Raw genomic sequence first — 13457 nt, 5'->3', positions numbered from 1 at the left:
GCTTCACCTCTTACCGCGGCTTCTTGCCGAAGACCTTGATATATTCCGCTTCCCCGCCCTTGGCGAGCGCCTTGGCCTGCTTGACCCAGTCATCGCGTTCGATGCGGCCGCGGAAATTCAAATAGCCATCGACCCATTCGCGTTCGGCCTTCTTCCAGCCTGCGACCTGCGCGAAGGTGAAGATGCCGATTTCGTTCAACGTCGCCTCGATCTTCGGGCCGACACCCGAGATCATCTTCAGATCATCAGGTGCGGCGGGCTTTTCGATGCCGGCCGGCCGATTCTTGTCGGTCAGAGCAGGCTTTTCCGCCGAGGCGGCTTCAGCCTTGACGGCAGCTTTCGGCGCCGGTTCGGCAGCCGCCGTGCCTGATATCGGCTGCTGCTCGGCTGCCTTTGCGTTTTTCGCAGCCGCCTTCGGCGCCGTCGCCGGAGTCTTCAGGGCAGCATTGGTCTCGGCATCGGTGCTCTTCGGGCGGGCGGCCTCGGAGGGAGGAACCGGCGCGGCGTCGACTGGAGCCGATACGGTTTCGGCATCGGCCTTCTTGGCGCGGGTCCTTGCCTTCGGCTCTTCCGTCGTCAGCGAGGTCAGGCCGCCTTCGGGCGCCGAAAACACCCGGTCGATCTGGGTGCCGGGCTTGATGCTGGCGCCATTGCCGGCGGCAAAGACGTCGATGATCTCTTCGAGACGCGCGGGCGTCAGGTCTTCATAGGTGTCCTTGCCGATCATCACCATCGGGGCGTTGACGCAGGCCCCGAGACATTCGACCTCTTCCCAGGATAGCGTGCCTTCGGCATTGCGCTCGAAGGCATGGGCATGGATCTTGCTCTTGCAGACCGACATCAGCGCTTCCGAGCCGCGCAGCATGCAGGGCGTCGTACCGCAGACCTGGACATGGGCGCGGGTACCAACCGGATGCAGCTGGAACTGCGTATAGAAGGTCGCGACCTCGAGCACGCGGATATAGGCCATATCAAGCATGTCGGCGATCTTTTCGATCGCCGCGCGCGTGACCCAGCCGTCCTGCTCCTGCGCCCGCATCAACAGCGGAATGACCGCCGATTGCTGGCGGCCGGCGGGGTATTTCTGGATCGTCTTGTCCGCCCAGACCGCATTCTCATCGCTGAAGGCGAATGCGGCAGGCTGAAATTGATCTTCGGCTAATCGACGAACGGACATTCTTTCTCACGCCTTGTCAGTTTAAGGTTCCACACCGCGAAGCGGTCAAAGACTGCATTTCGCAGGCATAGGCCGACTGGTCTTTTTGCATAAACACTACGAATTTGCTGCCGTTCGGAATGGCAGCCTTGATCTGATAGCCCTTGGACAAAAGCTCACCCATGGACGATTGCTGCGCCGGCGGCGTCTCTTCCTTATGGCCGAGCGGCGTGCCGAGGCTATCGGATTCCTGAGCCGAAACCCCGGATGCCGAAAGAAGGATAACGACGGCCAGCGGCAGAAGCTGCATCAGCGATCCACCTCGCCGAAGACGATGTCGAGCGAGCCGAGGACGGCCGCGACGTCGGCAAGCTGGTGGCCGCGGCACATGAAGTCCATCGCCTGCAGATGGGCATAACCGGGCGCGCGGATCTTGCAGCGATAGGGCTTGTTGGTGCCGTCGGAGACGAGATAGACACCGAATTCGCCCTTCGGCGCCTCGACGGCGGCGTAAACCTCGCCGGCCGGCACATGGTAGCCTTCGGTATAGAGCTTGAAGTGGTGGATCAGCGCTTCCATCGAGCGCTTCATCTCGCCGCGCTTCGGCGGCACGACCTTGCCGTCGATCGACGAGAAAGGACCGGTCCTGGCATCCGAGAGCAGGCGGTTGACGCATTGCTTCATGATGCGGACCGATTCGCGCATCTCGATCATGCGGATCAGATAACGGTCGTAGTTGTCGCCATTCTTGCCGATCGGGATATCGAATTCGAGATCGGAATAACATTCATAGGGCTGGGCGCGACGCAGATCCCAGGCCGCACCCGAACCGCGCACCATGACGCCGGAGAAGCCCCAAGCCCAGCATTCCTCCAGCGAGACGACGCCGATATCGACGTTGCGCTGCTTGAAGATGCGGTTGCCGGTCAACAGGTTGTCGATGTCATCGAGCGCCTTCAGGAACGGATCGCACCAGGCGCCGATATCCTGCACGAGCTGTTCGGGCAGATCCTGGTGGACGCCGCCCGGACGGATATAAGCGGCATGCATGCGCGAGCCGCTGGCGCGCTCGTAGAACACCATCAGCTTTTCACGCTCTTCGAAGCCCCAGAGCGGCGGCGTCAGCGCGCCGACGTCCATGGCCTGCGTCGTGACGTTCAGAAGGTGCGACAGGATGCGGCCGATTTCCGAATAGAGAACACGGATCAGCTGGCCGCGAATCGGGATCTCGATGCCGAGCAGCTTTTCGACGGCCATCGCATAGGCATGTTCCTGGTTCATCGGTGCGACGTAGTCGAGGCGATCGAAATAGGGCACGGCCTGAAGATAGGTCTTGGTCTCGATCAGCTTCTCGGTGCCGCGATGCAAAAGGCCGATATGCGGATCGACACGCTCCACAATTTCGCCGTCAAGCTCCAGGACAAGACGAAGAACGCCGTGCGCCGCCGGATGCTGCGGTCCGAAATTGATATTGAAGTTGCGGACGTTATGTTCTGTCATGGCGATGGGCTCGCGTTCTCAGATAACTAGTGAATGGCGGGCTAAGCCCACCAACCACCTTGAATTATTGCTTCGCTTTTTCGTCGCCCGGCAGCACATACTCCGTGCCTTCCCATGGCGACATAAAGTCGAAGTTGCGGAATTCCTGCTTCAGCTCGACCGGCTCGTAGACGACGCGCTTTGCCGCGTCGTCGTAGCGCACTTCAACGAAGCCGGTGGTCGGGAAATCCTTGCGCAGCGGATGACCTTCGAAGCCGTAGTCGGTCAGGATGCGACGCAGGTCCGGATGGCCGGTGAAGAGCACGCCGTACATGTCCCAGGTCTCGCGCTCGAACCAGTCGGCGCCCGGATAGACGGGGCAGGCCGACGGGACCGGCGTATCTTCATCCGTTGCGACCTTGACGCGGATACGCAGGTTCTTCTTCGGCGACAGCAGGTGGTAGACGACATCGAAACGCAGCTCGCGCTGCGGCCAGTCGACGCCGCAAATATCGATCAGGTTGACGAAACCGCATTTGGCGTCGTCGCGCAGGAAGGTCAGAAGTGCGACCAGGTTTTCACCCGTCGTCGTCAGCGTCAGTTCGCCATACTTCATCTGCGATGCGGCGATCAGGTTGCCGCGCGCTTCGCCAAGGTAGGACGCAAGCTCAGTCAGGGCTTCACTCATATGCCTTGTCCTTAACCCTTAGCGTTCGATCGTGCCGGTACGACGGATCTTCTTCTGCAGCAGAAGCACGCCGTAAAGCAGCGCCTCTGCCGTGGGGGGACAGCCCGGCACGTAGATGTCGATCGGCACGATGCGGTCACAGCCGCGCACCACCGAATAGGAATAGTGATAATAGCCGCCGCCATTGGCGCAGGAGCCCATCGAGATGACATAACGCGGCTCGGGCATCTGGTCGTAGACCTTGCGCAGCGCCGGCGCCATCTTGTTGGTCAGCGTGCCGGCGACGATCATCACGTCGGACTGGCGCGGCGAGGCGCGCGGCGCAAAACCGAAGCGCTCGACGTCATAACGCGGCATGGACAGCTGCATCATTTCGACGGCGCAGCAGGCAAGCCCGAAGGTCATCCACATCAGCGAGCCGGTGCGGGCCCAGTTGATCAGTTCGTCGGTCGAGGTGACGAGAAAACCCTTGTCGGCGAGCTCGTTGTTGATCTCACCGAAAAATGGGTCGTTGCTGCCGACCGGCTTGCCGGTCGAGGGATCGATGATCCCCTTCGGCTGCTGGGCGACGAGCGGCTGATTGCTCACAGGGGCTACTCCCATTCCAGGGCTCCCTTCTTCCATTCATAGATAAAGCCGATGGTCAGCACGAGAAGGAAGACCATCATTGACCAGAAGCCGAACCAGCCGATGGCACCGAAAGACACGGCCCAGGGAAAGAGGAAGGCGACTTCGAGATCGAAGATGATGAAGAGAATCGACACGAGGTAAAAGCGGATGTCGAACTTCATGCGGGCGTCATCGAAAGCGTTGAAGCCGCATTCGTAAGCCGAGAGCTTTTCCGAATCAGGCGCTTTGAAAGCCACGGCGAACGGCGCGATGAGCAGCGCCAGGCCGATGACGAGCGCAATAGCAATGAAGATAGCGATCGGAATATAAGAACTGAGCAGTTCAGTCATCATGTTCATCCCTGCTTGCCGGTGACGCCAGGCGGCGCATTTGGGCAAATGCCCGGCAAGCGAACGTGCGTTGCAACAAGCCGTGGTTAGCGCAGCCGAGGCCCCGGCGCAAGACTTTTACAGAGGCAATTCGACGCGTGTCGCGCGGACATTATCAAGCAGATGCAACGATGTCGCGACAAATCCGTGCAAGCCGTTTGAACCTGCATGCCTGACCATTGGAAACTGCATGGCTTTCGGAAGAAATGGCGCGAGTGACGGGGCTCGAACCCGCGACCTCCGGCGTGACAGGCCGGCACTCTAACCGACTGAGCTACACCCGCGCATTGATCGGCCATTTTGCGGCCGCGAGGATAAAGACAACCGGACAAACGACAAATCGCATTTGCGTTTTACAAGACTTGAAATGGCGCGAGTGACGGGGCTCGAACCCGCGACCTCCGGCGTGACAGGCCGGCACTCTAACCAACTGAGCTACACCCGCAATTCATTTCAAGCAGTCCGGATGCCTTCGCACCCCTCCAAAACGGCTGCCCGTTTCGATGAGCGGCTAACTACGGGGTTCGCCTTTTAGTGTCAAGCAGGTTTGGAGACAAAACCATGACAGTTCGCGAATTGTTTCGGCGGGTTGGGTGCCAGACGAACAAAAGCCGGCACTTCCGTCTTCTGCAGCGATGCTCAGGCGCAGACGCAGCGCCTTCGAAACGAAGATGCTCGCCACCCTCCCCTCACTTTTCCACAGCCGAGCCGAACCTGAGCGGCATTGCAAGACGCGGGACACCACCAAAAAAAATCAGAAAATCTTCACAAACACTCTTGCGGTTTTGCCGCGATCCGCATAGATCACGGCCACCAACGCGGCAGGCCGATCCGGCTTCGTTTGCGATGGGCGATTAGCTCAGTTGGTAGAGCGCCTCGTTTACACCGAGGATGTCGGCGGTTCGAGTCCGTCATCGCCCACCATTTCCAAACCTTCCTGCTGCTTGTTCATCAGACTTAGGCTCCCGAATTAGCTCGCTAATCCGGTCACGATCTGCGCAAGGTGTTTCGTCAGGAGACACCTCATGAAAACCGTTGCGATCATCTCTGCGCTGCTTCTCGCCAGCGTGGCTGCGCCACCGTGCATTGCCAGAGAGCCGGCGCTAGAGGTTTTCCTGTCTGCCGCAAACCAGACGATCACGACCTCGGGAGAAACCCCGGCGCGTGAAGCCAGGACCTATCTCCTGAGAATGCCGTCAGATCTGCCGATTAATTTTTCGGTCGATGCCGACAATTCAGCCTGCAGCCTGGAAATCAAGAAAACCAGCCAGCGCGGCGTCTTAAGCACAATCAGCCGATTCCCCGCGTCTTTCAAAGACAGCGGTCAAAGCGGCGATGAATATACGTTTTCGTTTTTCCAAAACCGCGTTTCATTTATGAGCGGCGCCCGATGCGCCTTCTCATTTTCTCTGACGCAGATGTGACATCGTGATCGCTATGCGTCGCCTCCTACGAGGCCTCGCGACAGGGTTGGCTCCCACACGTTCACCTACATCTGCAGAGACTGTCGACCACGAATTCGAGGCAGCGTTCGGCAACACGTTCCAGCGCAGCAAGGCGTCACGCCGGCAAGTTCAGATGCGGCCCGCCGCCTGAAAAGCCAGCGCTCTACCAAAACGGACTACTCCCGGCCGCCGCGCCACCTCCTATTGGGCGAATGGATAGGGGCCGGCAAAAGTGGGAATATTCGCGGCCCGGAAAGTCTCCGCGCTTGAAGGTTCATCACGCCTGGAGGTGTGCCATGAGGACCCTGCGCTCCGCATTGATGCTGTGCATCGCGATTGCCCTTGGCGCGCCAAGCGCCACATACGTCACCCTGCCCGGATATGCATTCAAGACGAATCCGCAATGTCAGCGCCACGAACCAAAGACGAAATTCGACAAGAGGTGTGACTGGCCGAGAGTGGGCTTCAAGGACTTTACGCCCCCGCTTGTGACCGTGCTTGGGATCTGAGGATCTTGGAACGGCGCCGGATGCGCTTTCTCGTTTTCTCCGACTGAGATGTGAGAGCGTGATCGGGGCGATGAGCATCCCGCTGTCCGGTGGGTGCTCATCGCCCTCCATTCATGCCTTCGCGAGTTCTTTATCCACAGCGGAAACCAGCCGCGAATCATCCGCCGTCACATCCGGCGCGAATCGGGCGGCGACTTTGCCGTCGCGGCCGATCAGGAATTTTTCGAAGTTCCAGAGGATGTCTTCCTCATCTCCGCCGGTCAGCCCATGGGATTTCAAGCGTTCGCGCATTGGTCCGTCACCCGTCGTCTTCACGCCCGACTTGGTCAGTTGCCGGTAAAGCGGGTGCTGGGCCTCGCCCTTGACCGAGATCTTCGAGAAGATCGGGAAGGTGACGTCGTAGGTGCTGGTGCAGAAATCGAGGATCTCGGCGTCGGTGCCGGGCTCCTGGCCCTTGAAGTCATTGGCGGGAAAGGCAGCGATGACAAAGCCGCGCTCGCGCTTTTCCCCATAGAGTTTTTCCAACCCCTCATATTGGACGGTCAGCCCACATTTCGAGGCGACATTGACGACCAAGAGCACTCTGCCCTTGTATTCGTTGAGCGCGGTCTCACGACCATCCACAGTCTTGACCGGGATATCCAGCACATTGCCCGTCACGGGAACCTCCAATTTCGTAAGGATATGGTTCGCCAAACTTAGCGATATCGCCGCCGTTGTCATCAGCGGCGGGATCAACTCGGCGTCAACAGAAGACCGGTGCCGTGGCCGGCACCGGATCTGAGCAACATCAAGCGGGGGATGTTTCCTTCACGTCATCGAGCAGGAAGTGCACGACGAGATAATCCGTCTTGTAATGGCGGCCGCTGTCCGACACGGAATCGACGCTGCCGCCGTCCTTCGGGTGCCAGGCGTGGTAATGGGGATTGGTGGTGATCAGCGTGACGGCCTTGCCATCTCTTTCGCCAAGCCGGAAGCGCATTTCGGCGAGCGGCCAGATCCGCTCGTAATCCTGCATGGTGATTCGCGCCTTCAGCGCCTTGCGCTGCAGCGGCGCTTCGCCGGCCTCGGCTGGTGTTTCCAACATCACCTCCTCAGCTCCGCTGATGATGGCGTTGAATTCTTCAGGCCACATGCGTTTCATGAAATCGCTCCTCCCGAGGCTTTTTCGTCAGTTCACAGATGGAACTTAGCGGTTTGTTCGAAAGAAGCAAATTCCTGTCATGCGGTTGTCATCGGTGCCGGCTGCTCCTACCTTCCCGTCAAACCGCATCAGGGCCGCCGTCAGTCGCCCGCAATCCCGAGATCAGAGATGAAGACACGTGAAGAAAGGCAGGCGCTCCGGGCGAGCATGCCGCGCACCCCGCTCAGCGCCCACCACATGGAAAATGCCCGTCTGCTGCCGGATCGCGGCGAGCTGCTCTATCGGATTCCGAACGGCGGCATCGGCGTCGAGGTGGGAGCAGCCTTCGGCGAATATACGGCGGAGATCCTGGAAAAGAACCGCCCGGCGCAACTCTACCTCATCGATCCCTGGTCGATGGATCGCTACAGCTCCGGGCTCGACTCGATCCACACGAATTTCGCGGCCGAGATCGAGGCCGGCCGGCTGCACCTGATGCAAGGGACCTCACTCGAAAAGCTTGCCGAATTCGAGGACGATTTCCTCGACTGGGCCTATATCGATACCGATCATTCCTTCGAGCTCACCTGGCAGGAACTGCTGCTCTGCGAAAAGGAAGTGAAGCGGACGGGGCGCATTGCCGGGCATGATTTCTGCACCGGCAATACGGTCAAGCCGATCGTCTACGGCGTCGTCGAGGCGGTCACCAAGTTCTGCAAGGATTACGGCTGGCAATTCGAGTTCCTGACGGTCGAATCGCACGCGCATTTTTCCTATTGCCTGAAGCGACTCTGATCAGCTCAAATTTTACCGGAATATTGCTCGTCGCTGACCTTTTCCATCCAGTCGACGTGGCTGCCGTCCAGCGCTTCATGGATGGCGATATGCGTCATCGCCGTATCCGGGGCAGCACCGTGCCAGTGTTTTTCGCCCGGCGCGAACCAGACGGTATCGCCGGCGCGGATCTCGCGGATGTCCCCACCCCAACTCTGGGCGAGGCCCTTGCCTGATGTCACGATCAGCGTCTGGCCGAGCGGGTGCGTATGCCAGGCCGTGCGGGCGCCGGGTTCGAAGGTGACGGAGACCGCCCTCGCCCGTGCCGGCGCCGGCGTTTCCATCAGCGGATCCTGGCGAACGGCGCCGGTGAAATAATCGGCCGGTGGCTTCGTCGAGGGGCGAGAGCCGGCGGGTTTGATCTCCATGATCTGTCCTTTTCCATCCATTGCGGTTGAAGCCTTATATCGCGACGTTATTTCATCGAGGCGACCAATCAAAGCCGGATCGACAATTGCCGCAAAGTCACCCGGCTGATAGTGCCATTGTCTTTCATCAGTGCGTCGCATCTTGCTTGAATCATCCGACGCGCTTTGGCTCTTTGTTTTTATGCATGTCGTTGTCCCCACACACTTCCGGGCGACATGCTGTAGGGAGGATTTTTCATGAAACACCATGCTTTTGGCCGCATGCCTTTCACCGTCACCAATGTCGGCTTCGGGGCCTGGCAGATCGGCGGCTCCTGGGGCGATATCAGCGAGGCGGACGGACGCGCGGCGTTGAATGCCGCGCTCGATGCCGGCATGACATTCATCGATACGGCCGATGTCTATGGCGACGGCCGCTCGGAAAAGATCATCGCCGACGTGCTGAAGACGCGTGGCGGTGAACGGCCGATGGTCGCCACCAAGGTCGGCCGCCGCCTCAACCCGCATGTCGCCGAAGGCTACACAAAGGCTAATCTCGAAGGCTTTATCGACCGCAGCCTGACGAATCTTGCCGTCGACAGCCTCGACCTCGTGCAGCTCCACTGCCCGCCGCGCGACGCGCTTTACCGGCCGGAGATCTTCGAGGGCCTGAACGCGCTGCAGAAGGCCGGCAAGATCAAGGGTTACGGCGTCAGCGTCGAAAAGGTCGAAGACGGGCTGAAGGCAATCGAATATCCCGGCGTCGTCAGCATCCAGATCATCTACAACATCTTCCGCCAGCGCCCCGACCATCTGTTCTTCCAGGAAGCACGCCGCAGCAATGTGGCGATCATCGCCCGTGTGCCGCTCGCAAGCGGTCTTCTCTCCGGCAAGATCACCCGGGACACACATTTTGCCAGCGACGACCACCGCAATTTCAACCGCAACGGCGAAGCCTTCGATGTCGGCGAGACCTTTGCCGGCGTTCCCTTCGAGGTCGGCCTGCAGGCGGTGGAAGAGGTGCGCAAGCTGGTGCCCGAGGGCGCGACCATGGCTGCCTTCGCGCTCCGCTGGATCCTGATGAGCGACGCCGTCACCGTCGTCATCCCCGGCGCCCGCAATGCCGAGCAGGCCAAGGCCAACGCGGCCGCCGCCGACCTTGCGCCGCTTTCGGCCGATGTCATGGCCGCAACGCGCGAGATCTACGAGCGGCTGATCGCGCCGCATGTGCATCAGCGCTGGTAGGAATCCAATACTCCGAAACGAAAAAATGGCCGGGTTTTACCCGGCCATTTTCATGTGGTGGAACCGTCAGAAGCTCAGTTCGTGCCGACCAGGTCGACCGGGAAGAACAGGGTCTCGCCGGAGGAGTCGCTGACGCCGTCATTGTCGGTGACCGCGTAGGGCTTGCCCGATGCGTCGAAGGTGAAGCCTTCGAGCTTGTCCAACACATAGCCGTTGGTGGCAGACTTCAGCTCGCCGAGGAAGTCGTGGGCTTCGGTCTTCTTGACGACCGGCAGCTCACCGCCGAGCTTGGCGGGCTTCAGCTCTGATATCGCGACCTTGTAGAGCTTCTTCAGCCTGGCGGCATCGCCGACGAGGTTGTCGCGCTCGATGATGTAGACGCTGTCGCCCTCGGCCGAAATTTCCGACAGACCGACCCAGCCGCTTTCCGTCTTGTCGAGCGGATAGCGAACGGCACCCCATTCCTTCTTCTTCGGATTGTAGGAGACGAGCTTGACGAAGCCCTTCTCGTCGTCGCTCCACTCGCGCTGGACCGCCATCCAAAGCGTGGTGTCGTCGCCGGTGCCGACAATGGCCACGCCTTCGAAGCCGTAGCGGATTTCGTTGGCGACGAGCTCCTTCGGCAGCGCGATCTCGGCCTTGATGTCGCCCTTGGCATTGACGTTGTAGAGGGCGTGCGGGACGAGACGCTCGCTGTAGCCTTCCGAGGCGAGCCAGAAGGAGCCATCGGCGGCAGCCGCGATGCCTTCGATGTCGAGCTTCTGAGCCGGGGCACCGTCACGCTTGACGACGAGGGCGTCGGTGATGCTGCCATCAGGCATTTCGCCGGAAGGCGCGATCGCCATTCCCGCCCGCAATCTTCTTGCGACCGCCAACGAGCTCGATCTCGGCAAGGACGGCGGCACGCGCTCGCATGTGATGATCTACGAGCGTTCGGAAGGCGAGAAGGCCTATCCGCAGATCGTCTCCGCCGAGAAGGATGGCAATCCGATCGGCTTTGCTGCCCTTTCGGGTCTCGCCGCCGTTCCGGGCAAGCCAGGCATGCTCTACGCCGTCAGCGACAGCGTTCTGGGCGACGGCCGGCTTCTTGCTGGCGTCGATCGTGTAGATCGTCGGCTGCGAGCAGCAGCTGGACGAGTTCGGGATCGGCGCCGGTATCCTTATAGACGCCGACGACCGAGGCACGTTCGGCGAGCAGGAAGAAATACTTGTCGTCGCCGAACTTGGCGGCTTCGAGGCCTTCCGGCTCGACGCCCTTCGATCCCGAACGGCTTTCCGGATAGTGGCCGATATGGGCGACGGCGCGTTCGAAGGATGCGCCCGATTCGTAGAGAAGCTTGCCCGTCCTGTCGAAAATGGTGAAGCCGCGCGAGCCGCCCTGGTAGTCGCCTTCATTGGCGACGACGAGGCGGTTGTCGTCAAGCCACTTCACGGCATCGGGCTCGCGCGGCACGCCCTTGGCTTCGCCCGAGAATTTCAGGGCGCCGTCACGCTTGGTGTCGATGCCGGTGAGATCGACGCTGCCGGCGGAGAAATGCGTCTTCACTTCAGCCGTGTTGGCGTCGATGATGACGATCTCGTTGTTTTCCTGCAGCGTCAGGGCAATCTCGTTCAGGCTGTTGAAGGCGACGAATTCCGGCTCCGGATCTTCAGGGGCGACGCCGGTAAGCCCGGCCAGCGTCACGTGCTTGATAGTGCCGCAATCGACGGTGCCGTTCTTGACCTGGAAGACGACGAGATCGCCGGCCGGCATCTGCGGGATCTTGCCGTCATTGATGTCTTCGTCGCGTTCATTTTCGATTGCGATGGTGCCTAGCGTCTTGTCCTTGTTGAGGGCGATCGAATCCGGCTGACCACCGAGATCGCAGGTGTTTTCGATCTTCTGGTCGCCACGTCGACGATCGCGAGACGGCCCGAGGGCTTGGCCTTGCTTTCGGAGGTGTTGACGGCAACCAGTGCCTTGCCGGCGCTCCAGGTGACCGATGTCGGCTCGCCGTCCATCATCAGCGCGCCGCCGGCCTTCGGGGCCTTGGCATCGGTAATGTCGATAAAGCCGATCGCGCCGAGCGGGCTGTCGCTATAGATCAGCGTGTTGCCGTCTTCGGTCGCGGTGATGATCTCGGCGGAGCTCACCGAAAGCTTGTCCTTATCAACAGGCAGGTTCTCTGCGACCGGGAAGGAAGCGATGCGGTTGAAAACCGGCTCGGCCGCGGCCGGAAAGGCGACGGATGCGAGAAGCACGGCAGCGAGCGCTGCCTTGCGCGATGAAATTGTCATGAAATCCCCCATGTGTCGAACATTCGAAACATGAGTTTTCTGCGCGAGCGGCATGACAGAGGCATGACAGATGCGGCATTTTGCGTCAGATCATGTCAGGCTCTGGTTTGCGCTCCCGGCGCATCTCGTTTCGCATGATGAACAGCGAAGCAGACAAGATGAGAGCCGCTCCCAGCCAGAGATAACCCGCCGGCGCATAACCGAAGAACAGCCAACCGGCCAGCACGTTCAACGGCAGCTTCAGATCGTCGAACGGCTGGACATAGGCGGCATCCGCTGCGGCATAGGCTAGCGTCAGGAAATACTGCGCTACCGCGGTCAGCAGCCCCGCCAGCAGGAACAGGGCAAGGGTTGCGCCCGTCGGCACTGCAAAGCCTGCCGCAAGCGCCAGCCCGCCATTTATCGGCGTCAGCAGAACGAGCAGCCAGACGGTGATCGTCTCTGGCCGTTCGATGCCTGTCAGGCTCTTGGTGATCAGCGACGAGGCGCCCCACAGCAGCGCCGAAAGCACAGGCAAGAGAGCCGCCCAGCCAAAACCATCAGACCATGGCTGCAGAATGATCATCGCTCCGGTGAAACCCGCTGCCGTCGCGGCCCAGCGGGCCGGGCCCACGCGCTCCCCGAGGAAAAGCCGGGCGCCCAGAATGATGAAGAAGGGCGAGGTCATCACCAGTGCGATCGCCTGCCAGATCGGCACCGTGGCAAGGCCGGCGACCCAGGCCTCGACGCCGAGCGCGGCAAGCGCGACGCGCGCGAGGTGACGCCAAGGATAGTGCGTGCGCATCGCCGCAAGGCCGCGCCTCTTCAGGAACGGCAGCGAAAACAGGAAGGCGAAGCCATATTGCCAGAAGGCTGCGGACGCCGAGGGAAAGGCAAGCTTCATCGTCAGCCATTGGGTGACGACGTTGAGAAGCGAAAAGGCAATGCCGGCAAGGACCATCCAGATGGCACCGACAACGGCGCGGGACGGCTCGACGGCAACAGAAGTCTGATTCATGTCTTTCATCCAAAACAGGGACCAACATAAATCAGGACGCATGAGCCACGACCAAGCGACACAGGGCAACCCTGCCCTCCGCGTGGCCGACACTCATTCTCTTCCATCCGGACTTTAACCGTCGGCTCCGGAATCACACCGGATCTGCTGACCCCTCCTCCGCATGGGCGCGAAAGAAGGCGCTCGCGGGCTCAGGCCGAAACCCTTACCGCCGGTGGGGAGTTTCACCCCGCCCTGAGAACAGAACTGTCGTAGATCAAAGCCCCCGCGACGGCAAGATCCGCCCAAACAAAAGGGGTCCGGCAAAGCCGAACCCCTCTCAAATCCTACACAACCGGTCTCGTTTCCGGCTGGCGGAT

Annotated in this window: 14 protein-coding genes, 3 tRNA genes, 3 pseudogenes and 1 riboswitch; of the genes and pseudogenes, 6 read left to right on the top strand and 14 right to left on the bottom strand. The window is 60.5% G+C overall.

Annotated elements, in window-relative coordinates; all coding sequences use genetic code 11:
• Nucleotides 1-10: 10 nt before the first annotated feature.
• The 8 genes from AC2444_RS06840 to AC2444_RS06805 all read right to left on the bottom strand — a co-directional run bounded on the left by AC2444_RS06840 (nucleotide 11) and on the right by AC2444_RS06805 (nucleotide 4766).
• A complete protein-coding gene (locus AC2444_RS06840) occupies nucleotides 11-1177 on the bottom strand; it encodes an NADH-quinone oxidoreductase subunit E (RefSeq protein WP_017993620.1) in 1167 nt (388 codons plus the stop codon).
• A gap of 16 nt (nucleotides 1178-1193) precedes the next feature.
• Entirely contained in the window at nucleotides 1194-1466 is a 273-nt protein-coding gene (locus AC2444_RS06835; RefSeq protein ID WP_012756961.1) for a hypothetical protein, read from the bottom strand.
• Nucleotides 1466-2656: an NADH-quinone oxidoreductase subunit D gene (locus AC2444_RS06830; RefSeq protein WP_012756960.1), complete on the bottom strand. Its 1191-nt coding sequence runs from the start codon at nucleotides 2654-2656 to the stop codon at nucleotides 1466-1468. Before AC2444_RS06830 ends, AC2444_RS06835 begins: the two co-directional genes overlap by 1 nt.
• Before the next feature lie 64 nt (nucleotides 2657-2720).
• Nucleotides 2721-3323, bottom strand: coding sequence for an NADH-quinone oxidoreductase subunit C (locus AC2444_RS06825; RefSeq protein WP_003558447.1), 603 nt, complete (start codon nucleotides 3321-3323; stop codon nucleotides 2721-2723).
• An 18-nt stretch (nucleotides 3324-3341) separates the two neighbouring features.
• Nucleotides 3342-3926: a NuoB/complex I 20 kDa subunit family protein gene (locus AC2444_RS06820; protein WP_012756959.1), complete on the bottom strand. Its 585-nt coding sequence runs from the start codon at nucleotides 3924-3926 to the stop codon at nucleotides 3342-3344.
• Entirely contained in the window at nucleotides 3917-4282 is a 366-nt protein-coding gene (locus AC2444_RS06815; protein WP_010055493.1) for an NADH-quinone oxidoreductase subunit A, read from the bottom strand. The genes AC2444_RS06820 and AC2444_RS06815 overlap by 10 nt, the downstream gene beginning before the upstream one ends.
• Before the next feature lie 246 nt (nucleotides 4283-4528).
• Nucleotides 4529-4605: transfer RNA gene (locus tag AC2444_RS06810), tRNA-Asp, on the bottom strand.
• Between the two features lie 84 nt (nucleotides 4606-4689).
• Nucleotides 4690-4766: transfer RNA gene (locus tag AC2444_RS06805), tRNA-Asp, on the bottom strand.
• Between the two features lie 403 nt (nucleotides 4767-5169).
• Between AC2444_RS06805 and AC2444_RS06800 the strand changes: the two genes are divergently transcribed.
• The 3 genes from AC2444_RS06800 (at nucleotide 5170) to AC2444_RS06790 (ending at nucleotide 6275) form a co-directional block, all read left to right on the top strand.
• Nucleotides 5170-5245, top strand: a tRNA-Val gene (locus AC2444_RS06800).
• A 101-nt stretch (nucleotides 5246-5346) separates the two neighbouring features.
• A complete protein-coding gene (locus tag AC2444_RS06795) occupies nucleotides 5347-5745 on the top strand; it encodes a hypothetical protein (RefSeq protein WP_012756958.1) in 399 nt (132 codons plus the stop codon).
• Nucleotides 5746-6062: 317 nt separating this feature from the next.
• Complete coding sequence (locus AC2444_RS06790; RefSeq protein ID WP_012756957.1) at nucleotides 6063-6275, top strand: hypothetical protein; 213 nt, start codon at nucleotides 6063-6065, stop codon at nucleotides 6273-6275.
• 111 nt (nucleotides 6276-6386) lie between these two features.
• Here the strand turns inward: AC2444_RS06790 and AC2444_RS06785 are convergent, their stop codons facing one another.
• Nucleotides 6387-6935, bottom strand: coding sequence for a glutathione peroxidase (locus AC2444_RS06785; RefSeq protein WP_012756956.1), 549 nt, complete (start codon nucleotides 6933-6935; stop codon nucleotides 6387-6389).
• A 130-nt stretch (nucleotides 6936-7065) separates the two neighbouring features.
• Nucleotides 7066-7419 (bottom strand): hypothetical protein, encoded by a 354-nt coding sequence (locus tag AC2444_RS06780; protein WP_012756955.1) that lies wholly within the window; start codon nucleotides 7417-7419, stop codon nucleotides 7066-7068.
• Nucleotides 7420-7587: 168 nt separating this feature from the next.
• Between AC2444_RS06780 and AC2444_RS06775 the strand changes: the two genes are divergently transcribed.
• The gene (locus AC2444_RS06775; RefSeq protein ID WP_487762902.1) at nucleotides 7588-8193 is read left to right on the top strand and encodes a class I SAM-dependent methyltransferase; all 606 of its coding nucleotides are present in this window, start codon (nucleotides 7588-7590) and stop codon (nucleotides 8191-8193) included.
• Between the two features lie 5 nt (nucleotides 8194-8198).
• Here AC2444_RS06775 and AC2444_RS06770 read toward each other — a convergent pair whose 3' ends face one another.
• A complete protein-coding gene (locus AC2444_RS06770; protein WP_012756954.1) occupies nucleotides 8199-8600 on the bottom strand; it encodes a (R)-mandelonitrile lyase in 402 nt (133 codons plus the stop codon).
• Nucleotides 8601-8837: 237 nt separating this feature from the next.
• Here AC2444_RS06770 and AC2444_RS06765 point away from each other — a divergent pair, with 237 nt between their 5' ends.
• Nucleotides 8838-9824, top strand: coding sequence for an aldo/keto reductase (locus tag AC2444_RS06765; RefSeq protein WP_012756953.1), 987 nt, complete (start codon nucleotides 8838-8840; stop codon nucleotides 9822-9824).
• Nucleotides 9825-9898: 74 nt separating this feature from the next.
• Here AC2444_RS06765 and AC2444_RS06760 read toward each other — a convergent pair.
• Nucleotides 9899-10633, bottom strand: a pseudogene (locus AC2444_RS06760) (esterase-like activity of phytase family protein); the annotation flags it as partial.
• On the opposite strand from AC2444_RS06760, the pseudogene AC2444_RS06755 reads away from it, so the two are divergent.
• Nucleotides 10629-10925, top strand: a pseudogene (locus tag AC2444_RS06755) (esterase-like activity of phytase family protein); the annotation flags it as partial. The pseudogenes AC2444_RS06760 and AC2444_RS06755 sit on opposite strands and share 5 nt — an antisense overlap.
• A gap of 18 nt (nucleotides 10926-10943) precedes the next feature.
• On the opposite strand, the pseudogene AC2444_RS06750 reads toward AC2444_RS06755, so the two are convergent.
• Nucleotides 10944-12113 (bottom strand): annotated as a pseudogene (locus AC2444_RS06750) (choice-of-anchor I domain-containing protein); the annotation flags it as partial.
• A 73-nt stretch (nucleotides 12114-12186) separates the two neighbouring features.
• Nucleotides 12187-13107, bottom strand: a complete 921-nt coding sequence (ribN, locus tag AC2444_RS06745; protein ID WP_041935499.1) for a riboflavin transporter RibN — start codon at nucleotides 13105-13107, stop codon at nucleotides 12187-12189.
• 82 nt (nucleotides 13108-13189) lie between these two features.
• A riboswitch (FMN riboswitch) is annotated at nucleotides 13190-13344 on the bottom strand.
• Nucleotides 13345-13457 lie beyond the last annotated feature (113 nt).

This window comes from Rhizobium sp. WSM1328 (assembly GCF_057653715.1).
This window is presented reverse-complemented; position numbering and strand designations above follow the sequence as displayed.

Excerpts from the sequence above, each read along its gene's own strand:
- AC2444_RS06775 (WP_487762902.1), top strand. The coding sequence starts at position 7,588 with ATGAAGACACGTGAAGAAAGGCAGGCGCTCCGGGCGAGCATGCCGCGC.
- AC2444_RS06780 (WP_012756955.1), bottom strand. The coding sequence starts at position 7,419 with ATGAAACGCATGTGGCCTGAAGAATTCAACGCCATCATCAGCGGAGCT.
- AC2444_RS06835 (WP_012756961.1), bottom strand. The coding sequence starts at position 1,466 with ATGCAGCTTCTGCCGCTGGCCGTCGTTATCCTTCTTTCGGCATCCGGG.
- AC2444_RS06815 (WP_010055493.1), bottom strand. The coding sequence starts at position 4,282 with ATGACTGAACTGCTCAGTTCTTATATTCCGATCGCTATCTTCATTGCT.
- AC2444_RS06820 (WP_012756959.1), bottom strand. The coding sequence starts at position 3,926 with ATGGGAGTAGCCCCTGTGAGCAATCAGCCGCTCGTCGCCCAGCAGCCG.
- ribN (WP_041935499.1), bottom strand. The coding sequence starts at position 13,107 with ATGAAAGACATGAATCAGACTTCTGTTGCCGTCGAGCCGTCCCGCGCC.
- AC2444_RS06770 (WP_012756954.1), bottom strand. The coding sequence starts at position 8,600 with ATGGAGATCAAACCCGCCGGCTCTCGCCCCTCGACGAAGCCACCGGCC.
- AC2444_RS06765 (WP_012756953.1), top strand. The coding sequence starts at position 8,838 with ATGAAACACCATGCTTTTGGCCGCATGCCTTTCACCGTCACCAATGTC.
- AC2444_RS06830 (WP_012756960.1), bottom strand. The coding sequence starts at position 2,656 with ATGACAGAACATAACGTCCGCAACTTCAATATCAATTTCGGACCGCAG.
- AC2444_RS06840 (WP_017993620.1), bottom strand. The coding sequence starts at position 1,177 with ATGTCCGTTCGTCGATTAGCCGAAGATCAATTTCAGCCTGCCGCATTC.
- AC2444_RS06825 (WP_003558447.1), bottom strand. The coding sequence starts at position 3,323 with ATGAGTGAAGCCCTGACTGAGCTTGCGTCCTACCTTGGCGAAGCGCGC.
- AC2444_RS06790 (WP_012756957.1), top strand. The coding sequence starts at position 6,063 with ATGAGGACCCTGCGCTCCGCATTGATGCTGTGCATCGCGATTGCCCTT.
- AC2444_RS06795 (WP_012756958.1), top strand. The coding sequence starts at position 5,347 with ATGAAAACCGTTGCGATCATCTCTGCGCTGCTTCTCGCCAGCGTGGCT.